This window comes from Ruegeria sp. CDSA193, from assembly GCF_059611885.1.
Map to the genome: position 1 here is coordinate 273089 of NZ_JBXWPN010000003.1, position 24747 is coordinate 297835.

Consider the following 24747-nt stretch of genomic DNA (forward strand, 5'->3'; position numbering starts at 1 on the left):
TTCAGGCAGCCTCGTTCTCCATGGTGCGAAACTCACCTTTCAACCAGGCGTGACTTGCGCACATCGGGTCGGTAAAATGTTGACGGATAAGCTTTCCCATCGCTCTCTGGATTAGCTTCGAAGTGGTCTCGGGGTATACGTCGGTCGTGAATAAAGACACTGTTCTTACAAAGTTTCGGCCGGGAAATGGCACCACCCGAACTTGGTCGTGAAATCTGTGGGCCCTATGAAAACTTGCGGCCGTGGTGATGGTCCAACCGGTGCCTTCAGCGACCAATCCTATGATCGACTGATTGCATTCCAGTTCGAACCTGTTGGGCAGATCAAATTTACCTCGCCTGAGCTGTATCTCAATTTGCTTGCCGATCACGTAATCACGCGAATAGCGCAGCAACGGCAATTCTGCGTTTGATGAAAACATCTCCTCGGGCATGCCACTGAACGCTCCGGGCAAAACAACGATAAAAGGGTCGCGCATCAATGGGTATTCGATCAGGCCCTCGGTCCGTTCGAACGGTCGGGTCGCCACCCCTGCATCCAGCTTGTGTTCCTGTAACTTGGCAATGATCTCATGGCTGGGGCGTGTGAAATGCCGAAAACTGCAGCGCGGCAAAGCATGCGCAAGAAACCGAAACAAGTCTGGCGAGATTTGATTGTCGAAATCATCAATCAGTGCCAGCCTCAAATCCGTCGCATGGCGCCAGTTACCCGACCGGATCTCCGCCTCGGCCTTTTTCAAAACGATCAGCCCATCGCGGACATGGCGCGCATAGACTTCACCGGCAGGTGTCAGACCCATTGGACGACGCCCGTGATCCACCAAATCAATGCCCAACGCGGTCTCAAGGCTTCGTAGGTGATTGGAAACTGTGCTGATAGACAAACCGGTTTCCGATGCGACCTGTTGGATCGATCCTGACTTTGCGACCAACTGAAAAACTTCCAGCCAGCGGAGGCTTAGCGACTTTGGCACATTTACAGTCCGTTGTTTCGATTACATCAAAACTAGCGAAACAAAGAACGCCCCTCATTGCAATGAGGAACTTGCAACCCGTTCTGCGTCAAGCCCGGAGCCTGCTATGGCCCGGGTCATAGGGCGAAGGTGCGATCACCGTTGCGTTGACCCGTATTCCACAGTGATCCAACTCTATCTTGCACCCGATTTCTGCAAGTGACGGATCGACAAATCCATGGGCAAGATTGAGGCCGGTGCGATGTCCCCACTCGCCCGAGGTGATTGTTCCGACAACCGTGTCACCCAGCATCAGCGAAGCTCCGGCATGGGCAGATCCCTGTTCGGTTTCCAACCGGAGCGGCACGAGTTTTCTCCGCGGCCCATAAGCATCACGGTTCAGCAGGGCATCGCGCCCGATGAAGTCGCCCTTTTCCAACCTCACAAACCGATTCAGTCCTGTTTCAAAAGGATTAAACTCGGTGATCAAATCAGCCTTCCAGTGCAGGAACGTCTTTTCCATCCGCATGGAGTCGATCGCCCGAGCGCCAAACAACTTGAGGCCGAAGCGCTCTCCAGCCCGCCGCAGCGCCAGATATGCGCTATAAAGCGAAGGGTTGGGAACGTGGATTTCATATGCCAGTTCGCCAGAAAAACTTACCGCCATCACCGTTGCCGGAGCGAAGCCAACAAAGCACTCCCTGACGCTCAGCCATGGAAAAGCTGCCGGGGACCAATCACCGCGCGCGCAGGACGCCAGCACGTCACGTGATTTCGGGCCGGCAAGGATCAGAATGGTGTAGTCGTTGGTCAGACTGCGTAAATGCACGTCTTCATCGGGGTGGCGGTTCTGCTTTAGCCAATCCATATCGTGGAATTCACTTGCCGCCGCCGAGCCATACCAGACCCGGGCAGGGCCGCGATCGCTGGCGGGCAGGTTCGCCACAGTCGCTTCGGCTTTGACCATCCCGTGATGGTTCAAAAGATAGCCCAGCCCAACCCTGCCGTCGCGGCGCGTGACAGCACCGCAAAACAGACGATCCAGAAAGGCATGCCGATCCGCGCCGGTAATCTCGATACGGTTGAAACCATTCACCTCGGACAATCCGACATTGGACTGAACATTTGCCACCTCGGCCCCGACCAGATCATAGGTTTCGTCAAAATCGAAACTGAGGGTCGGTTCAAAGCTGGGGTCAGGCTTGATGTAATCCACCCTTTCCCATCCATTGACGACAGTGAATTCGGCGCCCTCGGCCGCCAGAACCGGGGTCAAAGCAGTGGTCTTAGCAGGCCTCCCCGCGGGGCGGTGTTCATGCGGGAGATGAAAGCGAAATTCGTTTTGATAATCCTCAACCGCCTTCAGTGCCGTCAGTTCGACATTCGCATGGTCGGTGAACCTGCGCGGGTCCAGACACCAGGTGTCATAACAGGCCTCTCCATGCACAATCTGCTGGGCCAACAGCCAACCATGGCCACCGCCCTCACCCAATCCAGCCCGCAGGCCGATGATACAGAAGGCGTTGCGCTTGCCCGGGATCGGCCCGACAAGTGGTGCACCATCAATCGTATAGGTTATCGGCCCGTTGACGACCGTGTGAATCCCGGCCTCTAACAGCGCAGGCATCCGAGCAAAAGCGCCTTCCAGTACATCCGACACGCGGTCCAGATCGTCCGGGCAAAGCGCATTTACAAAATTTGGATCGATCCCGTCCATGCCCCAGGTCTTGCAGTCCTGTTCATAGAACCCCAGCAAGAGGCCGTTCTTTTCTTGTCGACAGTAGAAATCGCTGATCGGACATCGCAGCAAAGGCATTCGTTGGCCGGCATCGCGGATTGCAGGAATTTCTTCCGTCAGAAAATACTGATGCTCCATCGAGGCCACGGGGTGGTGCACCCCCATCAAGGCGCCCACTTCGTTCACACGATATCCGCAGGCATTCACCACGATGTCACAGTCGATATCACCGTGTTCGGTCTGCACCGTCCAGGTGTCATCCTTGTGTTGGGTCAACCCGACAACCGGGGTATTCCGGTACACCTCGGCCCCGGCCAAACGTGCAGCCCGGGCCAACGCCTGACACAGCTGAGCCGGATCAATATCCCCGTCCAAAGGATCCCACAGCCCGCCAATTAGGTTTTCGGTCGAGATCAGAGGGTGCCGCCGAGCGCATTCTTCGGCATCAATAACCTCGAAATGGACATCCATCCCCCGGGCCATCGACGCGAAATGGCGGTATCCCTGCATTTGCGCTTCGGTATTCGCCAGCCTGATCCCGCCATCGCCGTGGTGATAGTTGATGGGATAGTCCGGGTTGGCAGCCAGGTCTTGGTACAGCTTGATCGAATGGGATTTCAGCCCAACCATGGTTTGGTTTGTTCCGAAATTCGTCACCTGCGCCGCGGAATGCCATGTGGTACCAGAGGTCAACTCGTTTCGTTCGACCAGGACGACATCTGCCCATCCTTCTTGCGTCAGGTGATACAGAGTTGAGCACCCTGCGATCCCGCCACCAATTACCACTACTTTTGTCCGCGACTTCATTGGCTTTGCTCCTCTGAACCCCAATAGGTTTTGCTGAAAACAGGTCTTCGCAACAGCTTACGAATGGCTTGTGCTGAAAAATCGAAACTACGATTGAGGATTCTGAAAGGCGCATTTCCCTTTTGCAGAGACCCCGCATCGCCCTTTACGGTTCCGGGACTTCTGACATGAAAAGGATTGGGCGTTGTCAAAGGGCAGTAAAAGAAGCGGTCGAAATGCGCGTCTTGCGCAACGCGCAGCAGAGCCCGCCATAGATCCGTGCCCCCCCGGGCAAGCCGGTGGTCGCTTTCAACCTTTGACACAATCCGAAGTCAAACAAATATACAATACCGCCTTAAGGCTTCTGGAAACTCTCGGCATGGGCGAGGTCCCGGACAGGCTGGCCAACGATCTGCGGTCAGCCGGTGCACAATCCGGACAGCAAGGGCGGCTGCTATTTCCTCGAAACATGGTTGAAGGCGCTATTGGGTCCGCTGCCAAGACTATCTCGTTTCATGGCCGGGACGAAGCGCGCTCGATCGAAGTGGGCGGAAATCGTGTGTTCTTTGGCACCGGCGGTGCGGCGGTGCAGACGCTGGATCTGGAGAGCGGTCACTATCGCCCCTCCACGCTGGCCGACCTGCATGATTTCACGCGGCTTCAAGATACGCTGGCCAATGTCAGCTGGTTCACGCGCTGCTGTGTCGCAACCGATTTGCCCGATGTTTTCGATCTGGATGTGAACACAGTTTACGCGCTGGTGCGCAATACCACCAAACCGATTGCCACATCGTTTACCCTTGCCGAACATGTGGCCCCGATCGTCGAAATGCTCGACATCGTTGCAGGCGGGCCGGGTGAGTTCGCCAAGCGACCGTTTCTGAAGGCCCATATCAGCCCGGTGATTTCACCGCTGCGCTATGGCGAGGATGCGGTGGACGTTGTCTATGAATGTATCGCCCATAACATCCCGATGTCCTGTATCACCGCCGCACAGGCGGGCGCCACTGCACCGGCGACACTCGCCGGGTTTCTGGCGCAATCTTTGGCCGAGACGCTGGCCAGCCTTGTCATGGTCAATGCGATCAAACCCGGTTTTCCGATGGTGTTTTCCAACTGGCCTTTCATCGTTGATTTGCGCACGGGTTCTTTCGCAGGCGGCAGTGGCGAGACCGCCATTCTAAACGCGGCGTCGGCGCAGATCACCAACGCACTGGGGCTGCCTTCGGGTGTGGCCGCCTCGATGACTGATGCGAAAGCTGTCGACGCACAGTACGGAGCCGAGAAAGGAATGACCTCGCTCGCTGCGGCGCTGGCTGGCGGCAATCTGATCTACGAAAGCTCGGGCATGACCGCTTCGTTGCTGGGCGCCAGTTTCGAAGGGTTCGTTCTTGACGACGAAATGCACTCTCACACCTATCGCGCTTTGCGCGGCATCGAAGTGACCGACGAAAACCTGGGATTCGACGCCATTTGTCATGCGGTACTGGGCGACGGTCATTTTCTGGGAAGCGCCCACACCTATGCTGCGATGGAACGGGATTACTTCTATCCAGCGCTGGCTGACCGGAACGAACCTCGGACATGGCAGACCGATGGGGCCGCCGATGCGTGGACGGTTGCCCGCCGGCACGCAAAGGACATCCTGGCACGACATCATCCGCAATACCTGACCGAAGAACAGGACGCTGAAATCCGCAGACGGTTTCGCATTCTGTATTAGACTTACGTCGACCGACTCTAGCCAGTAGGCTTGCAGCACATACACTCAGATGAGGCCCTCATGACAAATCCCTTCTTTCAGCCGGTCTCGGCAATGGAGCTTGCGCGTTTCGCTGGTGTCCCCACGTTCATGCGCCTTCCCGAACTGACCCCCAAGGACGACCGGATCAACGAAGTTGATATTGGGATCATCGGGATCCCGTGGGATGGCGGCACCACAAACCGCCCAGGCGCGCGGCACGGGCCTCGGCAGTTGCGCGACTATTCGACCATGATCCGCGCAATGAACCCGGTCACCGGTGTAGCCCCTTTTGCCATGGTGAATTGCGCCGATCTGGGTGATGTCGCGCCGAACCCGGTGGACATCGAAGACACCATGAACCGAGTCACGTCTTTCTATGACGATCTGACCGAACGGGGCATAACGCCGCTAACCGCGGGCGGCGACCACCTGACCACCCTGCCCGTCTTGCGCGCTCTGGCCAAGTCGGAGCCATTAGGCCTTATTCAATTCGACAGCCACACCGACCTGTTCGACAGCTATTTCGGTGGCTACAAATACACCCATGGCACACCGTTTCGTCGTGCCGTTGAAGAGGGCCTTGTAGACCCCAAGCGCTTTGTCCAAGTCGGCATACGCGGGACGGCCTATAACACAGACGATATCGATTGGGCCGAGGCACAGGGCATCCGCATCATCCGCATCGAAGAACTGTTCGACCGCGGCATTGACGATGTCATGGCGGAGGTGCGGGAGATCGTCGGAACAGGTCAGACCTATTGCACCTATGACATCGACTTTGTGGACCCCACCTATGCCCCCGGCACCGGCACGCCAGAGATCGGCGGGCCGAACAGTTTTCAGGCGCAGCAGGTGATCCGCCAGTTAAGCGGCGTCAATCTGGTCGGCGCTGATCTGGTTGAGGTCGCGCCCCCCTTCGATGCCGCTGGGGGCACGGCCTGGCTGGGCATCTCACTGATGTTCGAGCTACTGTGTGTTCTGGCACAGGCCGTAGACGCCCGCCGCTAACCGGTGTTTTCGGCAATCATCGAGATCATCTCGAACATCACCGCCGCCGCGGTCAGGGCGGTGATGTTGTTGGGGCTGTCCTTAGTCGGCATCATGCAAACAACGTCACCGCCGACAATGTTCAAACCGCGCGCGGCACGCAGGATACCCACGGCCTCATCAATATCGAACCCCTTTTCGCCCGGTTCCAGATTAGAAACCGCCGGAGCGATTGTCGGATCAAGGCAATCCAGATCGAAGGTAATATAGACCGGTCGTTCGCCTAGAACCTCTTTGGTCTGCGCCACTACATCTGCAAGCCCGCGCTGACGGAATTCGCGCATGGTGACGATGTTGTACCCATAGTCGTAAGAAGGCTGCAGCCAGTCCAGGCTGCGCGGATGGCCTCGCAGGCCGATTTGCATCGAACGGGCTGGATCAACCTGCCCCTGATCGGCCAGATAAGCCCCCCAATGGGCTGCCGATTTCTTTGCCCCCAAAAAGTGATCGACCTTTGTAAACACATCCGTATGGGCATCCAGATGCAGAAAACTAATCGGCTCTCCTCCGGCCAGCTTCCCACATCCCAGCGCCTGTACGATCCCGCCGGTAATGGAATGGTCACCGCCAACGGATACCGGGCGCGCACCTGCCGCATCTATGTCCTTGTAAAAGGCGGTAATGCGTTCGATGCAGTCTTCGTTGTCGTTGGCGCGCGGAAAGGGTACATCGCCGACATCGGCAATCTTGGCGCGGCTCCAGGGGTCGATCTCAAAAACCGAATGGACCCTGCGCTGTACCGCCGAGACATTCCGCAAGGCGCGCGGGCCCAGATGCTGATCCCTTTCGGTTGTCCCGTTTCCGGTCGAATGCGGCACACCAACAAGTGCAATATCCTGCCCCTCGGGTCCGATATTGGGGCAGCGAAACATCGTCGGTATGCCCCACCAGTACAAATTGTCCATCATGGACTGCTCATAGCGGTCGACCATTTCATCCTCCGGTAAAAAAATGCTCCCGGCCTGGGCCGAGGGCATAGAAGTTCAGATTCTTTCGTCTTCTCGCCGGAATGCGCCCTGAACAATACGGTCCATGACCATAGCAAGGAACAAAATGGCAAAGCCGCCCAACAGGCCGGGCCCCTTGGCTGCGTATTGCAACGCCTCAAGGATTTCCTTGCCCAGCCCTCCGCCACCGATCAGCGAAATAATCACCACCATCGATAGGCACATCAGGATGGTCTGGTTCACCCCGGTCATGATCGACGGCAAGGCCAGAGGTATCTCGACATCCTTCAGCAACTGCCATTTCGAGGCCCCAAAAGCCACAGCAGCCTCTTTGATACTGTCGGGCACCCCGCGCATGCCCAGCGCGGTCAGTCGGATGACCGGCGGCATGCCAAAGATGATCGTGGCCAGAATGCCGGGCGGGTTGCCGGTACCAAAGAAGGCGATAATCGGGATCAGATAGACGAAGGCCGGCAAAGTCTGCATCAAGTCCAGCACGGGCTCTGCCGCGCGGTAGGCACGCCTGGACTTGCCAAACCAAATGCCCAGTGGAATGCCAAAAACAACGCATAACAGCACCGCCGCACCGACCAGCGCCACGGTTTCCATCGCCACATCCCAATATCCCAGCAAGGCGATATAGGCCAATGAAGACGCCGTGAAGATCGCCACTCGGGGGCCTGCAGCCCGCCAAGCCGTCACACATATCACCAACATCACAACCGGCCAAGGCGACCCGATCAGCGCAATGGTCAGGGCATCCAGAACCGACCGAACCCCAGCGACGATCCCATCGAATACGTCCCCGCCAGCAAGAGCGGCGGCATCTATCTGCGCCTCCATCCAGCTTGCAAGGTTTGAAAACAGGGTCCCGCCGCCCTCACCCAATATCAGTGCGGACACTTCTTTTTCGGGGAATGCATCCAACATGGCCATCGACGCATTGACCGTGAATTTGTAGACAATCAACGGCCCAATCGCCGCAACAAGCACAGCCCCCAGCACCATATTTCGCCTGGACTGGCCACTTTCGGTACTATCCGGATCGGTCCGCCATTTTGAATACTGTTTTTCATAGACGCGGTCGGCATAGAAGCCCTGTGCCAGTTTGAAGACCAGCAGCATCAGCAATCCGGTGATCATGATGCTCAGCGCTTCAGACTGCGCGGCCGCGGCTTTTCCAAAGCTGGTATCGGCGGCTTTCTGTATATTCGCTGCCAGCTTGGTGAAACGGTCAATATCGGCCTTCTCTGTCGCATCGGCCGCTCGCGCCAGCAGCTCGTCGGCGCGTGCCTGCTGACGTTCGGCACGTTCCACCATGTCAGCGCCCGGATTGCCCCAGGCGCCACGCCCGATCTGAACCCAAGCGATGATTTCCAGGATCAGGAAGGTCCAGAACATCCCCCAGATGGCTCGTGATGCTGACCACAAAGGCCCCAGAACCGCGGCCCAGAGATTGAACGTATTCGGAACCGCACTGGTTGCATCATGGATCTTGTGAAACGCCTTGACGTAATAGTCCCCGTTCGGACCAGCAAACTCGTGAATGGACCGATCCAGTGCCTCATGGTCAACCTCGATATCCGAGGCGGCGGTGACTTTCACTTCGGTGGTTACATCAGTCATTCTTGCCCCCCTGAATTCCGCGCAGCAGGCGCGGTTTGGTGACGACGCCGACGTCTTGCCCTGCATCGGTGATGATCACCGGCAGGTCCGTGTTGACGGCAAGGTCGATCAGCTGATCCAGATCGGCCCCCTCATCCGCGCGCGGCGCGCCGTCGGTCGGGCCGGAATAGCTGTCCAGTGGCTCCATGATCGAGTGTGCCTTGACCAGTTTCAACTTGGAAATGCCCTGAACAAACTCGCGCACATAGTCATCAGCCGGGTTCATCACGATATCTTCGGGCGTACCGATCTGAACGATGACGCCATCTTTCATGATCGCGATGCGGTGGCCAATGCGGATCGCTTCGTCCAGATCATGGGTGATGAACAACGTCGTTTTCTGCAACTGGGCAACCAGCGCTTTAAACTGGTCCTGCAGTTGCAGCCGGATAAGCGGATCAAGCGCCGAAAAGGGCTCGTCCATCAACAGGATTTCCGGGTCCGAGGCCAGCGCGCGAGCGATCCCGACACGCTGCTGCATCCCGCCCGACAATTCCTTGGGCAGGCGGTCTTCGTACCCGGTCAGGTCCACCAGACCCAGCGCATGATCCGAGACGGCCCAGCGCTTGGATTTGGACACTTTTCGAATTTCCAAAGGATAGGCCACATTGTCTCTGACAGATCGGTGCGGCATCAGCGCCATATGCTGGAAAACCATCCCGATCTGCTGCGCGCGGATACGGCGCAGCTCAGCCTCGGATATTTTGGATACGTCCTGGCCCAGAATCTCGATCTTGCCTGAGGTCGGCTCGATCAAGCGGTTCACGTGGCGCACCAGCGTGGATTTCCCGGATCCCGAAAGACCCATAATGCAGAAGATTTCGCCGCGCGGGACTTCGAAAGACGCACCCTGTACGCCGACCACACAATTATACCTTTCAAGAACTTCAGGCTTTCCAATCCCTTCATCCCGTACTGCGGTCATGGCCTCCTCTGCCCGCGCACCGAAAATCTTCCAGACATCTGTCAGCTTAACGACTGTTTCGGTCATACTTGCCCCTTCAATGCAAAACAGGCCGCCAGGCATTCCCGGCGGCCTATCTGTAATTCAGTTCCGAGCGTTACCGATCACTCTGACATCCAGTTCAGAACCGCATCTTCGTTCGCACCGACCCATTCTTCGGCATATGCGAGCGGCTCTTTGCCATCTATGACAAGCGCATAAGTCATGGCCGAGACAGCGGCAGTATCCAGTTTCATGTTGGACAACAGCCGAGCAACCTCGGGGTACTCATCCTCAAGAGATTTGGCATAGTGAAGGTGCAGATAGGCCAAATCCCAGGCGACACCTGCTTCGGATTTCTCCAGCCAATCCGGATCATCCGTGGGCTGCAGGACATTCCATTTTGCCGCGTCATAGGCTGGCTCTTCCAGGATCTGAAGATCATGCAGTTCAAACACGTAATGCGGCGTATAGCAGAAACCCACCCAAGGCTCACCCGCTTTGATCGCGTTATCAAGGTTCGCATAGGCGACGGTTTCGTCTATCTCGGTCAGTTCCATGACTTGGTCATAGCCATATGATTTGGCCCGGATTTTCTCGACATTGGTCGACGCCCAGCCGGGGGCACCGATCCATACTTCGCCCTGCCCGTCGCCATTGCTGTCGAACAGTGCCGCGATGTCAGGATTGGTTAGGTCGTCAATGGACCGGATATCATTGGCATCAGCGGTCGCCTTGTCGACACACATTCCCTGAAATGCCTCAACGCCATTGGAATTGAAGGTAACTGTACCCTTTTCGGTTACATAGGTGTCATGCAGGTTCTGCTGGTTCGGCATCCACACTTCGGGGTGTACGTGCATGGCGCCGGAATCCATCGCCTCGAACACGATCGGGTTGGTGCCATTCTGAAGCTCGACCTCTAGCCCCAGATTTTGTTCGATCGCAACCTTTAGAATGTGCGCTGTTGCATTTACCGATGGCCAGTTCGGCACACCGATCACAATGTCAGCAGCAAAAGCAGGCACAGCGACCATCATCGACGCGCCTCCCAGTAACATATTGAGTTTGTTCATATTATTTCTCCGTGTTGGGCGTTCGAGGCGCTGTTCTTCTTACCCTCTGGGCAGCGGTACGCCTGTCAAACGACATCGGGATGACGTTCCATCCCCCTTTCTTAGCCAGTTACCGGGCGCGCCGGTTTGACAGGAAAATTCAAACATGCCGACACATGACCCATCAAGAACAACATGCCACAAATCGATATATGCGTCTTTCTCGAATATTAGTTTCGGTTTATTCTGATCTTGATCGATATGACGCCTGAAATAGGTGCAGCCGATTCTTGAGTGGGCTTGTCTGCCATCAATATCCCCTAAGCGGCGCCATCTCAGACAGGGGCACAGATTTTATCCAGTCAGTCCTCAGATCCCAGTACAAGATCCTGCTTCAGGATGAAGTCCCCAAACGCGTCCGTCAGCGTTTGAAAGCGCGAGCGTTGCGAGACATAAAGATACACCTGCCTTTGATCTTCGAGATCAGCTATAGGACGGAAGACGATAGCCTCAGGAAGAGACCGTGCAACGGTTTGCGGCAAAACCGTCACCCATTCCTCGGTGCGCACCAATGCGATCAGTGAATGGGTGTTCTGAATGGTCACACCGGCCTTCGAAATCGCCGCGTGAAACCGCGGGGACTGAACCAGATCGCACAGAGCATTGCGTATGAAGGGAACCGAAGCCACCTGTTCGATGGTTGGCATCTCCGATTGCTGTGCCAGCGGGTGAGCAGCCGTGCAAACCACCCCAAACCTGTCTTCGAACAAGGGCGTGGCTGTGACCCCGTTTAGCGCAAGATATCCGGATGCAATGCCGATATCCGCTTTTCCTTGCACAACCGCGTCCAGTACCTGCTGTGTATCGGTATCGCGGAGCTCGATCCTGATATCGGGGAAATGGCTATTCATGTGACTCAGCACCTTGGGAAAGGCAAGAGCCGCCACCGACGGCACAGACACGATCCGCAACAGGCCGTACTCTGCGCTGGCTATTGCCTCGATATCCTGAACTGTTTGATCGAACTGTCTGACCTGCTTCAAAGCCAAATCATGAACCTGCCGACCCACTTCTGACAGTCGATTTTTGCGCTCTCCCTCGAACAGCTTCTTACCCAGGTGCTCCTCAAGCTGCTTCAGCGTCATCGACACCGCCGATTGCGTTCGTCCAAGACGGTCGGCGGCCTCGGTCAGATTACCAGTCTGCACAACCGTGCAAAAACTGCGCAGTGTTTCAATCTTGATCGCCATACTTCAGTTTTTCTGCAATTTGTTTCATTTAATTGAGTTTGACTGATGTTCGCCAAAAAATCCATCCTAGGTCAAATGAAATCGCACTGGGGCGTAACGTGACACAACTGAATCTGATTGCTGGCGAATGGCTGGCAGGTGAGTCTGAAATCGAAAACCGCAATCCTTCGGACCTGAGCGATCTGGTCGGCATGTTTGCACAGGCCAGCGCTGACCAGCTTGAGGCGACGCTGGATCAAGCCCGTGTCGCACAGGCTGAATGGGCCGCCTATGGCATCGAAAGGAAGCAAGCTGTTCTGAACGCTATCGGCAATGAAATGATGGCCCGGGCCGAAGAACTGGGTAGGCTCTTGGCGCGCGAAGAAGGCAAGCCGCTGGCCGAAGGCAAAGGCGAAGTGTTCCGCGCCGGGCAGTTCTTTACCTACTACGCAGCTGAATGCCTGCGTCAAATCGGTGAGAACGCGGATTCTGTGCGCCCCGATATCGAAGTAGACGTTCGCCGCGAAGCTGTCGGCGTTGTCGCCATCATCAGCCCATGGAACTTCCCTACCGCGACTGCCTCGTGGAAGATTGCTCCGGCGCTGTGTTATGGCAACGCGGTTGTGTGGAAACCCGCCAACATCACCCCGGCATCCGCTGTCGCACTGACCGAAATCATCGAACGTCAGGACATCCCCAAAGGTCTGTTCAGTCTGGTCATGGGTTCGGGGCGCAGCATCGGGCAACGCCTGGTCGAAAGCCCCAAGGTCAATGCAATTTCCTTTACCGGGTCAGTCCCGGTCGGCAAGGGTATCGCAGCAGCCGCCATCCAGAACCTGACCAAAGTTCAGATGGAAATGGGATCAAAAAACGCGCTGGCTGTGATGGACGATGCCGATCTGGATCTGGCCGTTACTCTGGCATTGGGAGGAGCGTTTGGCGGCACCGGACAGAAATGCACGGCGTCTTCGCGCCTTGTCGTGCATGCGGGTATCCATGACGCGTTTGTCGAAAAGCTGGTGGCCGGTGCGCAAGCGATGAAGGTCGGCCACGCGCTGGAGGAAGGCGTGCAGATGGGTCCCGTCGTCAGCCAACAGCAGCTGAGCGAAAACCTGGCCTATGTTGATCTGGGCAAATCCGAAGGAGCCGAGCTGGCCTGTGGCGGAACCCGGCTGGAGATGCCTCATGACGGGTTCTACATGTCGCCGGGCGTGTTTCTGAACACCAACAACGACATGCGCATCAACCGCGAAGAAATGTTCGCACCCCTGACCAGTGTCATCAAGGTTGGCAGCTATGACGAAGCGCTGAGCGTCGTCAACGACACCAACTTTGGCCTGACCTCGGGCATCGTGACCAAATCGCTGGCCCGCGCCACGCATTTCCGTCGCAATGCGCGCACTGGTGTTGTAACTGTGAACCTGCCCACTGCAGGCACCGATTACCACGTGCCTTTTGGCGGCCGCGGCGACAGCTCTTACGGGCCGCGCGAACAGGGTAAGGCTGCGGCCGAGTTCTATACCACGGTCAAAACCGCCTATATCAGCGCGGGCCCCGTGTGATGCGGATCGACGGGCTACAATATGCCAACTGGTCGGAAAAGATTTTCCGCCAACTGCGTGACGGGGGCGTGGACGCGATCCACGTCACCATCTCGTACCACGAGAACTTTCGCGAAACGGTTCTGAATTTCGAGAAATGGAACCGCTGGTTCGAACAATACCCGGACCTGATCATGAAAGGGCGCTGGGCCAGCGATATCGATACGGCTCGTAAAACGGGCCGGACGGCTGTGTTCTTTGGCTTTCAGAACCCCTCGCCCATCGAAGACGATATTGGGCTGGTCGAAATCCTGCACGATCTTGGCGCCCGTTTCATGCAGCTGACCTATAACAACCAGTCCTTGCTGGCGACCGGCTGTTATGAGGCCGAAGACACAGGCATCACCCGTATGGGCAAGCAGGTGATCAAAGAGATGAACCGTGTAGGTCTTGTAGTGGACATGAGCCATTCGGCGGACCGTTCCACCATCGAGGCCGCAGAATGGTCCGAGCGTCCCATAGCCATCACTCACGCGAACCCGTATGATTGGTCGCCCGCGCTGCGTAACAAGCGTGACGATGTCATTCGTGCAGTGACGGAAAATGGCGGGATGCTTGGCTTTTCGGTTTATCCCCACCATCTGAAAGATAAATCCGACTGCACGCTGGACAGTTTTTGCGAGATGATCGCACGCGCCGCCGACAAATACGGCGCGCAGCATCTGGGGATCGGCACAGACCTGTGTCAGGATCAACCCGACAGCATTGTGGAATGGATGCGGGTTGGCCGCTGGACCAAGGAAATCGACTATGGCGAGGGATCCGCTTCGGCACCAGGCTTTCCGCCCATGCCGGGCTGGTTTCATGACAACCGAGATTTTGGGAACATCGAACAAGGGTTACGCGCGACCGGCCTGAACGATGACGAAGTGGCCGGGATCATGGGCAGGAATTGGTATCAGTTCTTCGCCGAAAACTTCGTCCCACAAGGGTAACACTATGAATACACGCGTGCAGACTGAAAATGTCAGACGTGATCCCGCGATGGTCATGCGGCTGTCGCGGCTGGGCTCGCTGCATCAATGCCGTCTCAGTTTCATGCGGCAACTGACCCGCCGTATGGCGCAGGAAAACTGGAGTTTTTCCCGCCCTGCGTTCGAGATTGACGAACACGGAGTTGGCCATGCGGTCTATACCGCGCAAGGCCCTGATCACGCATATTCTCTAGTGGCGTTTGCCCATGATCTGCCGCCCGAAAAACGCTCGGACCGGGTCATCGCCGAGGCCTGGGATGCCACCTTCGCGCTATTTGACGGCATTCCGACGGCGGATGATATTCACCGCCTGTCGCAAAACGTACCAGTGCAAGAGGCCGGGCGCGTCAGCGAGTCAGAACTGTCATTGTCGCGCGCCAACCGGTCAGTCCGCCTGTGGGCACATGTGGTCGACCGTCTGGCCGCTGGTCAACAACCCGATCTGGAACAGATTTATCAGGTTGGCTACCTGATGCGGACAACCGCCGTGTATGGTTCCGGCAAGTTTGGGGCTGCAGATCGCGAGAAAACAGCCAGTCGCCCCGAGGTCAACGGCCCGTTCCAGACCGAGATGTTGTCGGTCTACCTGACCCGGACCTTTGTGCGCGATCTGGTGCAGCATATGGCCCAAGTGAAGGGCGGCGATCAAACCGCGCAGTTAGATCCTCAGATCGCCAGTTGGCTCGGCATTGGCAATTCCACAGGTCTGGGCATGGCACCGTTCATCGTCAACCATCCGATCTTGTTCAACAACTGGATCATCGCGCGAGAGGAAGCCATCGCCCGCGTACGGTCGCTCTTGACCGCCTCGGAAGATGAGGCCCGTCAATTCCGTGGCATCTATGATCGTAGCAAACTCTCGATGTCCTGGTGGCAGTCTGAGCATCCGGTCCAGCGCGATAAGCTGGCGGCGCTCAACAACGATCTGCAGGCAATCTCTGGGTATCTGGACAGGGATGATCTGACGCAGAACCAACCCTGGGATCGGTTGATCCTGTGGTCGCAATCCGCGCTGAGCGAGGAGGGCCAGGAACTGCTCGCCTCGCTTATCCTTGAGCCCTATGGCGAATTGGTCGATGGGCTGAGCTGTTGTATGGCCGACAGTAATTCAAGTGCCCATGTGATTGATGGATCAATGTCGGTAGGCGCTGCGCGCGATCTGATCAGTAACAGTTTTGGCTGGGCCTTGGATCTGGATTGGAACGCAGCGGAAAACTGTGCGCGGGCCTGGTATGTCTCCGAGGAGAAGCTGGAGCCGCGACTGGGTGAGCGCTTTGAGGAACCGATAGCCGGTTACGAACAGCCCCTTGCCCCGGCCCGTGACGCCGCGATGGCGTTTAAGGCACTTGCCGAATGGGATACTCGCTCCTCCGTTGCAGAGTTTCTGCTGCGCCATCCTGAACATCGCCACACCCTGCGCCGCGCTCAAATGAGCCGAGTAGCCCCCTATGGTGAAATCCACGACAACACGATTAGCGCCGCTGTCCTGCCTATCGACATGCTTCGGGCCAAGCTGTCGTTTTTTGGGGCAACGCATTTTGACCCCCGGTCGGACCGCTGGGTGCGGATCTGCATGTATTCCGGCGCACCATATCCTGATGAGCTAACGCCGGAAAATGCCGATCTGTGGGTTTATCCGGAGTTGCCGCAATGACCTATTCACTGAACGAGATCGAAGCCACCTCTAAACGCGCTGCCCGAGGGGCAGGGTATGCCTGGGGCCTGGCAGAGGAGGCCGCCAAGGCCACACGCTGGTTGTGCGGGCATGGGCTGGACGGGACGGCAGAGCTAGCCCACCTGCTGGATTTGAGTTTGGCTGCGGCGCCGGCAGATCACAGACCAGATGCGATGCAGGGCCCATGGCAGGGCAAGGGCGCTTTGTGCCCTCTGGCCACTGGCACCTTGCTGTCGGATTGTGCCGAACAGCTGCGCGCCGGACCGGTTGAGATGGCCAACATTGCAATCCCTGCCCTGTTACTGCCCTTTGCTGCCTATGCGGCACGTGAACTCAAGGGCTGTGTGGTGCTTGATTGTGATGGGCATCTGGCGGCATGTGATGGGTATTCCGTGTCGACCCCAGATACCTTACCCGCCCAGGCGCGCAGGCTGGTGGTTTCGCTGGGGGAACAGCGCACAGGCCCCCGCCCACATCAGACCCGCGCCGCCCCGACTGATCAGGCTTGGGCAACGCTGAATCGCTTTGCCCACCGCACCTATGCCCCCGCAACCGAGGAATCCCGCCTGCTGGGTGCAGGGGCCGGGCTTTCTGATAATGACTGATGAGGTACTGATTTGACCGAGACCCGGACCCTTACACTGAACGAAATCGAAGACCTGTCGTTTCGCGCGCTTGTTGCTGCCGGGACTTCACCGGAAAACGCCCGCCCGCTGGCGGTTGCGACCGCGGCAACCGAGGCGGACGGCGTGGCAAGCCATGGGCTGGCCTATATCCCGATCTATTGTGAGCATGTCCAATGTGGCAAGGTCGACGGGCTTGCCAAACCGGTCATGACACGGCCCAAGCCAGGTGTAGTTACCGTAGATGCCGCAACCGGATTTGCCCATTCAGCCATCGATCTCGGGTATGAGACGCTGATCACCGCTGCGCGCGAACAGGGCGTTGCCGTGCTGAGCATCTGCAACAGCTATAACTGCGGCGTGCTGGGCTATCACACCTATCGTCTGGCACAGGCCGGGCTTGTCGGGCTTGGTTTTACCAACGCGCCAGCCTCGATCGCGCCATCGGGTGGCGCAAAGCCGGTTGTAGGGACCAACCCCTTTTCCGTTGCCGTACCCGGTACAGATGGGCAACCCGCCCTGCTGATCGATCAAAGCGCCAGCACAATCGCCAAGAGCGAGGTCATGAAACATGCCAGAGAAGGAAGGCCGATCCCCGTTGGGTGGGCATTGGACGCCGAGGGCAATCCGACCACTGATCCCAATGTGGGCCTCAAGGGCTCCATGGCACCTTCTGGTGGGTACAAGGGCGTCGGTGTGGCCCTTCTGACCGAAGTTATGGCGGCCGCTCTTACAGGGGCCACTCTGGGCATCAACGCCTCGCCCTTTTCAGGAACCGCTGGCGGCCCGCCCAAGACCGGACAGTTTTTCATTGCGATCGACCCTGTGGCGACATCGTCGTCGGGTGGCTTTGCTCAGGGCATCGAGGAACTCGTCGGCGCCATTCGATCGCAAGACGATGCACATTTGCCTGGCGATGGCCGACGCGCAAAACGCGTCGCATCGGCCACACAAGGCGTGGCTGTAAATATTGCGACCCTTGAAAAGATCGAGACCATCTTGGGATAAGCCGGTTTTATTAGCCCGCAATCAGATTCTTTCTGGTTCGGGCACCCTTACTCAAACCTTCTGACCCAGCACCAATTTTCAGAACGGCTTCCAGGCCTTTAGCCAAAATTCGACCCGGACGCAGCAGGCTCATTTTTCGTATTTCATGCTTTAGCGCAGAAAAAAACGGGGTTGACTCAAATCGCACTCCATATTTAGTTCGGTAACAGAACGAATAAATGGAATCGACGTGGCAACGCAGACAAAAATCTCTCGACGAATGTCTCAAAGTGCGGTCGTTCAGGCGATTGCGACCTATGGGCCCATTTCGCGCGCCAGCGTGTCGAAGCTGACCGGTCTTTCGAAACAGACAATCTCGGAAATTGTCGGAAACCTAGAAAGCGATGGCTGGGTGCGGACAGTCGGTCAGACCGAGGGGCATGTCGGACGCCGCGCCGTGGTATATGAAATCGCTCCGGATGCAGCAACGGTCGCCAGCGTCGATCTGGGTGGAACAAAGATCAGGGTCGCATTATGCGATCTGACCGGTCGCGTTCTGGCCGAGCGCGTAGAGCCGACAGAACAAAGCGGCGGCAGACAAGTGGTCGATCAGGTTGCCCGTATGGTTCGCGCAACCGCAGACGATCCCCAATGCCCGTCAGGCGAATTGAAAATAGCTGTCGTCGGTGTCCCAGGCGTGCCGGACAGCAAGAGCGGCGCGGTCCTGATGGCGCCTAACATAACCGGGCTGGATCAGATTGATCTTGCTGGCACTTTGAACGAACGGCTTGGGATAGAAATCCTTGTCGAAAATGACGTCAACCTTGCCGCTCTGGGTGAGCATTGGATGGATCATCGAAGCGACCAGGATGATCTGGTCTTCGTTTCCGTCGGAACCGGAATTGGTGCCGGAATCGTCGTCGGAGGTGTTTTGCTGCGTGGCGCATCTGGTGCAGCTGGCGAAATAGGTTTTCTTCCCTTTGGTGCCGATCCGATTGCAAAGGAAAGCCATACTATAGGCGCACTGGAACGCGTAACCGCCACCGATGCAATCATTGGCGAATACAGGATGCTTACGGGCAAAACTTGCTCAGTTCCTGCGATCTTTGAGGCTGCCAACAACGGCGACAAAGCAGCCGAGCAAACGCTGGACAATGTCGCTTATCAGATCGCGCGGGCTTCGGCGTCGATTGTAGCGGTCCTTGATCCGTCCCTTATCGTGATGGGGGGCTCTATCGGCGCGCGTGACGAGTTGATGCACCGGATCAGACGCTTTGCCGCCCAGTGCTACCCCCGTGAAATAGAGATCCAGCCCTCAAAGCTGGGTCCGCATGCTGCCCTTGCCGGAGGTGTGTCTATAGCCCTGTCGCACCTACATATTTCTCTTTTCGCCGAGGGTCAGAAAGGTGCCGAGATCAACGTACCACCTCCAGCGCTCGATACCTTCAAGGCAAGTATGTCATGACCGCTAAGGCTCTTTCAGAACGCTTGCGTCAAGAACAGGATGCTGATGCAGACCTAACTCTGTTGCGCAATGCCCTGTCCATCGAAAGCGTGACGGGCAATGAAACACGTTTTGCGCGTTTTCTGGACCAGCAACTTATGGCCCTGGGCCTGAATACCGGACGGGGCTGTTTCGCGGGTGAACGCGAAAATGTCTGGGGAATTGCTTCTGTGGAGGGTCCCAACCTCATGATTTTGGGCCATACGGATACTGTGCATGTCCGGGGCTGGGAGGAATATTGGGAAGACGATGCACGCAAAAATCCATTCGGCGCGGCCGAAAAGGACGGGCACATCTGGTCACGTGGGGCAAGCGACCTCAAGGGTGGGATTTGCGCTGCGATTGCCGGGTATCGCCTGCTGCAAAAACTTGGCGTTATGCCTTCAGCCAGTCTGACCTTTGCCTTCATCGGTGACGAAGAAAGCGGTGAACCTGACAGCGGCGTTAGCGCCGGGGCGAAAGATCTGGTTGGACGTATCAAGTCCGACGAAATCCCCCGTCCTGATTTCGCGATCTATGTCGAGCCAACGAGTTTGGACATTTATTCCGCCCAGATCGGGTTCTTTATCGCCGAGATCACGATAACTGGAAAAACAGCGTATTTCGGCCGACCCGAATTGGGGGTCGATGCATTGAAAGCAACGCATACGCTTCTGTCGAAAATCTGGGATCATGAAAAAGAACTGAACGCGGGCCCGCGTCATGACCTTGTCGGTGCCTCTTCTGTTCTGGTGACGCATATCAATGGCGGCGGGTTTATCGCAGTGCCCGGAGAATGCAGGCTCTCACTGATCCGGAAACTTAGACCTGGCGAAATGCTTGATGATGCAGTGGCAGCATTGGAAACAGCGCTTGGCCTGGATCGCCTACCTACAGGTATAGAGGTGTGCATCGACTACCCAGCCGGTCGTGATCATCCCAAGGGCGGCTCACCAGTTGAAAACGACCCCGATACTGAGGCGGTTCGCCTGTTGCAGAGCTGTGTACAGCAAACTTTGTCCCGAAAAGTAGAAATCGGCGGCGCGCCCTACTGGTCTGAGATGCCATTTTTAACAGAACAGATCGGCTGTCCAACCGTTTACTGCGCACCGGGTGATATCGCCGTGGCGCATACTTTTGAAGAACGAATTGAGGTCGAAGAATACCTCGCCGCCGTCCGGGCCTTTGCGCTTTTCATAGCGCAGTTCGGTGCGTCGGACACGCTCGTAATGCATCCAACCTGAGGAGGACAAACATGTCACTTGTTAGAAGCACATTTGCCGCTACCGCGATGTTCGCGCTGGCGGGCAGCTTATACGCCGAAACCATCGGTCCAGCGGGGGAAAGTGCCACCCCTTCATCAATGGTTGTTGTCGCTGATGATGATGTCGAAAAGGTGAAAGAGGCTGGATATTCAGCTGCTTTGCTGTGGCATGACCAATCCGACTTTGTGAATGCGGTAACAGCAGGTGCCAGCGATGAATTTGCGCGTCTGGGGATCGAGGTCGTTGCCGTGACAAGCGCAGGATTTGATGCTGCAAAACAACGTAGCGATATCGAGACGGTCATGGCCAAATCGCCCAATATCATTCTGTCGCTTCCTCTGGACCCGGTGACCTCTGCCGCAGCATTTGCAGAGGCAAAAGAGGCCGGAGTTGCCCTAAGTTTCCTCTCGAACCTGCCGGCCGGCTACAAGCACCCGGACGACTATGCGGCAATCGTGACGGATGATCTGTTTCAGATGGGCAAACAAGCGGCGGATGCGCTTGCGGCTGCCATGGGCAATGAAGGAACAGTTGGATGGATTTATCACGACGCAGATTATTATGTGACCAATCAGCGCGACAACGCTTTCAAGACCACGATTGAGAACGACTATCCGAACATCACAATCGTTGCAGAACAAGGCATTTCTGATCCTGCGCGCGCCGAAGAGATTGCCAATGCTATGCTGCTGAAAAACCCAGACCTGGGTGGAATCTACGTAACCTGGGCTGGTCCGGCAGAGGGTATTCTTGCAGCGCTGCGGACGAACGGAAACACCTCGACCAAGATCGTGACATTGGATCTGTCAGAGCCGATTGCCCTTGATATGGTTCAGGGTGGGAATGTCGCGGCGATTGTTGCCGATGAAGCCTATGAACTGGGGCGTGCAATGGCCGCCAGTGCCGTGCTCGACCTGCTGGGCGAGGACGTACCATCCTTTGTTGTAGCCCCTGCATTGACAGTGACAGCGGACAACGTTGCCGATGGATGGCAAAACTCGCTGAATATTGATGCACCAGCCAGTCTGACATCGAAGTAGAGACCTGATGGGCAGGTCGCCTCTGGCGACCTGCCGCAACCGGATATTCCCAGAGGCATCCATGGAACAGGCTTTTCAACGTATGCGCGACTTGGATCTACAGCGCTGTGTCATTTATTTCGGCTTTCTTGCGATCTTTCTGTTTTTTGGGATCACTCTCTACGATGACGGGTTTCTGACCAGTCGGAATCTGACAAATATCGTCCTTCAGACAGCCCCAGCCACGATCATGGCCATCGGATTGGTCTTTGCCCTGTCAGCCGGAGAGATCGACCTGAGTTTTGGCTCTGTCGTAGCTGTTGCAGCCCTCTCGGCAGCTGTTGCGATGCAGAACGGCCCAATGATCCTGGGTGTCGCAGCGGGGCTTGGCGCAGGCATTCTGATCGGCGCGTTCAATGGTGCATTGGTGGCCTATCTGCGGTTGCCATCATTTCTGGTGACCTTGGCCACCATGGGGTTATTTGCCGGAATTGCGCGTTCGATGACCGATCTGCGATCCATTCCTGTCGTTAACGGGATTTTCACCGGGGTCTTCGGCTCGGGCAAGCTGTTTGGTGTACCTTCACTTGTCATCTGGACCGTGATTGCAGTGCTGATTGGCCATGTCATCTACCGACACACACGTTTTGGCGCACACGTTCTGGCCGTTGGGGACAATGCCCGCGCAGCCCAAGTCTCTGGCATCAGGGTTCCCCGTATCCGGCTGATGGTTCTGACCTTGTGCGGCGCAACCGCTGGGCTGGCTGGTTTGCTCTATGCCGGGCGTATTCAAGCCGCCAAATATACAATGGGCGAAAGCGATCTGATGACGGTCATTGCCGCTGTCATCGTAGGTGGCACTGCGCTTAATGGCGGCAAGGGATCCATAATAGGTGCGCTTTTGGGCTCGCTCATGATGGGAATGCTGAATAACGGGCTGATCCTGATGGGGCTTCAGGTCTCGGACCAGATGATCGTACGCGGGCTGATCATACTGATCGCCGTAGCAATTTCACTCCGCGAAATCCGCCGATAGACACCGGAGCAACCCAATGTTTCTTGATCTTCTCATACGCCGCAACCCCAAGTTCATCGAGGCCGCCATGGCCTTGCATCAACAAGGGAAGATCCCCGCAAACGCCTATGTGCTTGACCTGGATGCCGTCGAACGCAACGCGCGCCTTTTCTCTGATGTGGCCCGTGGGCATGGCCTTACAACTTTTGCCATGACCAAACAGGTGGGCCGCCATTCCGGCTTTTGTCAGGCGGTCATACGCGGTGGCATCAGCCGGTCCGTCGCCGTGGATATGGCCTGCGCCTTGGCATGTGACCGCGCTGGCTTAAGGACAGGTCATTTGGGTCACCTTGTACAGGTGCCCCGCCAAGAAGCTCTCTTCGCCGCAGCCAAACTACGCCCGGACTATTGGACGGTATTCTCGGACAACAAGGCAAAAGAGGCGGCAGACGCCTCTGCTCGGGCCGAGAGAGAACAGGCACTGATGGCGCGCATCCAGACTGAAGGGGATACGTTTTATCGTGGCCACGAGGGGGGATTTGACGCGAATGATATCCTGGCGGTGGCCGACCGTTTGGATGCGCTGCAGGGCGGGCGCTTTGCAGGCATTACGACCTTTCCCGCCCTGCTTTTCGACCAGGATGCCCGCAAGGTTGTGCCGACCCCAAACCTCCACACGCTCAACGTGGCTGCAGAAGCTCTGGCGCGTGCTGGGCGTACGGAGATCGAAATCAATGCCCCCGGAACGACATCTTCAGCTGTTCTTCCAGCATTAGCCGAAGCCGGGGCCACGCAGGTTGAACCGGGCAATGGCCTACATGGCACGACACCTCTCCATGCGGTAGAAGACCTTCCTGAGGATCCCGCCGTACTTTACCTTTCCGAGGTCTCGCACCATCACGGCGGGAAAGCCTATTGCTTTGGCGGCGGGCTCTATATCGATCCGGTTTTCCCGAAATACCAGGTTCGGGCGCTGGTAAGCAGCAGCCCGACAATCAGCCGGTCAGTCCTGCGAAATGTCGAAATTCCTGATTATTCCGCAATAGATTACTACGCCATGATCGACAGCGACAGCGATCAAAACCCCGCACCAGGCGACACGGTTGTCTTCGGTTTCCGTGGGCAGGCCTTTGTAACCCGCGCTTTCGTTGCCGGGATAAAAGGCGTAGACAGCGGAATGCCAGAGCTTACCTCAATCGAAAACGGCTTTGGCGACCACGTCAGCTGGCCGGGAGCATTTGCGCAATGACTCCGGTTCTTTCCCTCAAGCAAATCCACAAATCTTTTGGCGGAGTGGTCGCAATCCAGAATTTTTCACTGGACCTCTACCCCGGTGAAATCGTGGCTCTGGTCGGTGATAATGGCGCGGGTAAATCCACGCTCGTCAAGATCATCTCTGGCGTGCATCGACCAACCAGCGGCGAGATCGCGCTCGACGGCGAAGAAGTCGGTTTTTCGGATGCTAGCGCGGCTCGATCACATGGTATTGAGGTGGTCTATCAGGACCTCGCATTGGCTGACGAACAGCCGGTTTATATGAACATGTTTCTGGGCCGCGAACTGACGCGCAAACCCTTTGGACTGCTGGATAAAGCACGCATGCGTGCCGAAACCCAAAGCCTTGTTGATCAGCTTGACGTGCGCATCCCCTCTGAGCGCGCAGCCATACGTGATTTGAGCGGAGGCCAAAGACAGGGCATTGCTATCGCGCGAGCAACCCATTGGGCCAGCAAATTGATCCTTCTGGATGAACCCACTGCAGCACTTGGCGTTGCAGAGACTGCAAAGGTTGAGGACCTCGTCGCGTCACTTAAGGATCGCAATCTGGCAATCTTGATCATCAGCCATTCCCTGGATCAGGTTTTTCGTCTTGCCGACCGCATCTGCGTTTTACGCCGGGGTGAACAGATAGGCGTCAGAACAACTGCCGAGACCGACAAGAACGAAATTGTCGCCATGATCACCGGTGTTCATAGTTGATGGCGCAAAGCGCAGCCGT

20 protein-coding genes are annotated in these 24747 nt (G+C 56.8%); 13 read left to right on the top strand and 7 right to left on the bottom strand.

What is annotated here, in order from left to right:
* Position 1 precedes the first annotated feature (1 nt).
* Both AC2FLG_RS06805 and AC2FLG_RS06810 read right to left on the bottom strand, forming a co-directional pair.
* Complete coding sequence (locus AC2FLG_RS06805; RefSeq protein ID WP_271949993.1) at positions 2-973, bottom strand: LysR family transcriptional regulator; 972 nt, start codon at positions 971-973, stop codon at positions 2-4.
* A gap of 88 nt (positions 974-1061) precedes the next feature.
* Complete coding sequence (locus tag AC2FLG_RS06810) at positions 1062-3497, bottom strand: GcvT family protein (protein WP_496705552.1); 2436 nt, start codon at positions 3495-3497, stop codon at positions 1062-1064.
* 184 nt (positions 3498-3681) lie between these two features.
* Between AC2FLG_RS06810 and AC2FLG_RS06815 the strand changes: the two genes are divergently transcribed.
* The gene (locus AC2FLG_RS06815; protein WP_496705554.1) at positions 3682-5199 is read left to right on the top strand and encodes a trimethylamine methyltransferase family protein; all 1518 of its coding nucleotides are present in this window, start codon (positions 3682-3684) and stop codon (positions 5197-5199) included.
* 60 nt (positions 5200-5259) lie between these two features.
* The gene (speB, locus tag AC2FLG_RS06820) at positions 5260-6228 is read left to right on the top strand and encodes an agmatinase (protein WP_281973179.1); all 969 of its coding nucleotides are present in this window, start codon (positions 5260-5262) and stop codon (positions 6226-6228) included.
* Here speB and AC2FLG_RS06825 read toward each other — a convergent pair.
* The 5 genes from AC2FLG_RS06825 to AC2FLG_RS06845 form a co-directional block, all read right to left on the bottom strand.
* Positions 6225-7199 (bottom strand): arginase family protein, encoded by a 975-nt coding sequence (locus AC2FLG_RS06825; RefSeq protein ID WP_496701259.1) that lies wholly within the window; start codon positions 7197-7199, stop codon positions 6225-6227. The genes speB and AC2FLG_RS06825 overlap by 4 nt on opposite strands.
* 51 nt (positions 7200-7250) lie before the next feature.
* A complete protein-coding gene (locus AC2FLG_RS06830; protein WP_496692980.1) occupies positions 7251-8840 on the bottom strand; it encodes an ABC transporter permease in 1590 nt (529 codons plus the stop codon).
* Positions 8833-9870: a quaternary amine ABC transporter ATP-binding protein gene (locus AC2FLG_RS06835; protein ID WP_496705557.1), complete on the bottom strand. Its 1038-nt coding sequence runs from the start codon at positions 9868-9870 to the stop codon at positions 8833-8835. Before AC2FLG_RS06835 ends, AC2FLG_RS06830 begins: the two co-directional genes overlap by 8 nt.
* Positions 9871-9947: 77 nt before the next feature.
* Entirely contained in the window at positions 9948-10898 is a 951-nt protein-coding gene (locus tag AC2FLG_RS06840; RefSeq protein WP_496705558.1) for an ABC transporter substrate-binding protein, read from the bottom strand.
* Positions 10899-11239: 341 nt separating this feature from the next.
* The gene (locus AC2FLG_RS06845; RefSeq protein ID WP_142637763.1) at positions 11240-12127 is read right to left on the bottom strand and encodes a LysR family transcriptional regulator; all 888 of its coding nucleotides are present in this window, start codon (positions 12125-12127) and stop codon (positions 11240-11242) included.
* A 98-nt stretch (positions 12128-12225) separates the two neighbouring features.
* On the opposite strand from AC2FLG_RS06845, the gene AC2FLG_RS06850 reads away from it, so the two are divergent.
* The 11 genes from AC2FLG_RS06850 (at position 12226) to AC2FLG_RS06900 (ending at position 24728) form a co-directional block, all read left to right on the top strand.
* Positions 12226-13668: an aldehyde dehydrogenase family protein gene (locus AC2FLG_RS06850; protein WP_496705559.1), complete on the top strand. Its 1443-nt coding sequence runs from the start codon at positions 12226-12228 to the stop codon at positions 13666-13668.
* Entirely contained in the window at positions 13668-14642 is a 975-nt protein-coding gene (locus AC2FLG_RS06855) for a membrane dipeptidase (RefSeq protein ID WP_496705561.1), read from the top strand. The genes AC2FLG_RS06850 and AC2FLG_RS06855 overlap by 1 nt, the downstream gene beginning before the upstream one ends.
* A gap of 4 nt (positions 14643-14646) precedes the next feature.
* Entirely contained in the window at positions 14647-16335 is a 1689-nt protein-coding gene (locus tag AC2FLG_RS06860; RefSeq protein WP_496705562.1) for a hypothetical protein, read from the top strand.
* On the top strand, positions 16332-16961 hold the full coding sequence (locus tag AC2FLG_RS06865) for a DUF3726 domain-containing protein (protein WP_496705564.1): 630 nt from the start codon (positions 16332-16334) through the stop codon (positions 16959-16961). The genes AC2FLG_RS06860 and AC2FLG_RS06865 overlap by 4 nt, the downstream gene beginning before the upstream one ends.
* A gap of 12 nt (positions 16962-16973) precedes the next feature.
* Positions 16974-17987 (top strand): Ldh family oxidoreductase, encoded by a 1014-nt coding sequence (locus AC2FLG_RS06870; protein ID WP_271949976.1) that lies wholly within the window; start codon positions 16974-16976, stop codon positions 17985-17987.
* 259 nt (positions 17988-18246) lie between these two features.
* On the top strand, positions 18247-19431 hold the full coding sequence (locus AC2FLG_RS06875) for an ROK family transcriptional regulator (protein WP_496692977.1): 1185 nt from the start codon (positions 18247-18249) through the stop codon (positions 19429-19431).
* Positions 19428-20693, top strand: coding sequence for a M20 family metallopeptidase (locus AC2FLG_RS06880; protein WP_496705565.1), 1266 nt, complete (start codon positions 19428-19430; stop codon positions 20691-20693). The genes AC2FLG_RS06875 and AC2FLG_RS06880 overlap by 4 nt, the downstream gene beginning before the upstream one ends.
* An 11-nt stretch (positions 20694-20704) precedes the next feature.
* Entirely contained in the window at positions 20705-21754 is a 1050-nt protein-coding gene (locus tag AC2FLG_RS06885) for a substrate-binding domain-containing protein (protein WP_281973186.1), read from the top strand.
* A 7-nt stretch (positions 21755-21761) separates the two neighbouring features.
* Positions 21762-22769 carry an ABC transporter permease gene (locus AC2FLG_RS06890; RefSeq protein ID WP_496705566.1) on the top strand — a complete coding sequence of 336 codons (1008 nt, stop codon included), beginning with the start codon at positions 21762-21764 and terminating at the stop codon, positions 22767-22769.
* 16 nt (positions 22770-22785) lie between these two features.
* On the top strand, positions 22786-23997 hold the full coding sequence (locus AC2FLG_RS06895) for an alanine racemase (RefSeq protein ID WP_496705567.1): 1212 nt from the start codon (positions 22786-22788) through the stop codon (positions 23995-23997).
* The gene (locus AC2FLG_RS06900) at positions 23994-24728 is read left to right on the top strand and encodes an ATP-binding cassette domain-containing protein (RefSeq protein WP_496692973.1); all 735 of its coding nucleotides are present in this window, start codon (positions 23994-23996) and stop codon (positions 24726-24728) included. The genes AC2FLG_RS06895 and AC2FLG_RS06900 overlap by 4 nt, the downstream gene beginning before the upstream one ends.
* Positions 24729-24747 lie beyond the last annotated feature (19 nt).

Coding starts and splice junctions, on each gene's coding strand:
- AC2FLG_RS06875 (WP_496692977.1), top strand. CDS start 18,247: ATGTCTCAAAGTGCGGTCGTTCAGGCGATTGCGACCTATGGGCCCATT.
- AC2FLG_RS06895 (WP_496705567.1), top strand. CDS start 22,786: ATGTTTCTTGATCTTCTCATACGCCGCAACCCCAAGTTCATCGAGGCC.
- AC2FLG_RS06855 (WP_496705561.1), top strand. CDS start 13,668: ATGCGGATCGACGGGCTACAATATGCCAACTGGTCGGAAAAGATTTTC.
- AC2FLG_RS06835 (WP_496705557.1), bottom strand. CDS start 9,870: ATGACCGAAACAGTCGTTAAGCTGACAGATGTCTGGAAGATTTTCGGT.
- AC2FLG_RS06845 (WP_142637763.1), bottom strand. CDS start 12,127: ATGGCGATCAAGATTGAAACACTGCGCAGTTTTTGCACGGTTGTGCAG.
- speB (WP_281973179.1), top strand. CDS start 5,260: ATGACAAATCCCTTCTTTCAGCCGGTCTCGGCAATGGAGCTTGCGCGT.
- AC2FLG_RS06810 (WP_496705552.1), bottom strand. CDS start 3,497: ATGAAGTCGCGGACAAAAGTAGTGGTAATTGGTGGCGGGATCGCAGGG.
- AC2FLG_RS06880 (WP_496705565.1), top strand. CDS start 19,428: ATGACCGCTAAGGCTCTTTCAGAACGCTTGCGTCAAGAACAGGATGCT.
- AC2FLG_RS06840 (WP_496705558.1), bottom strand. CDS start 10,898: ATGAACAAACTCAATATGTTACTGGGAGGCGCGTCGATGATGGTCGCT.
- AC2FLG_RS06860 (WP_496705562.1), top strand. CDS start 14,647: ATGAATACACGCGTGCAGACTGAAAATGTCAGACGTGATCCCGCGATG.
- AC2FLG_RS06825 (WP_496701259.1), bottom strand. CDS start 7,199: ATGGTCGACCGCTATGAGCAGTCCATGATGGACAATTTGTACTGGTGG.
- AC2FLG_RS06885 (WP_281973186.1), top strand. CDS start 20,705: ATGTCACTTGTTAGAAGCACATTTGCCGCTACCGCGATGTTCGCGCTG.
- AC2FLG_RS06830 (WP_496692980.1), bottom strand. CDS start 8,840: ATGACTGATGTAACCACCGAAGTGAAAGTCACCGCCGCCTCGGATATC.
- AC2FLG_RS06890 (WP_496705566.1), top strand. CDS start 21,762: ATGGGCAGGTCGCCTCTGGCGACCTGCCGCAACCGGATATTCCCAGAG.
- AC2FLG_RS06865 (WP_496705564.1), top strand. CDS start 16,332: ATGACCTATTCACTGAACGAGATCGAAGCCACCTCTAAACGCGCTGCC.
- AC2FLG_RS06900 (WP_496692973.1), top strand. CDS start 23,994: ATGACTCCGGTTCTTTCCCTCAAGCAAATCCACAAATCTTTTGGCGGA.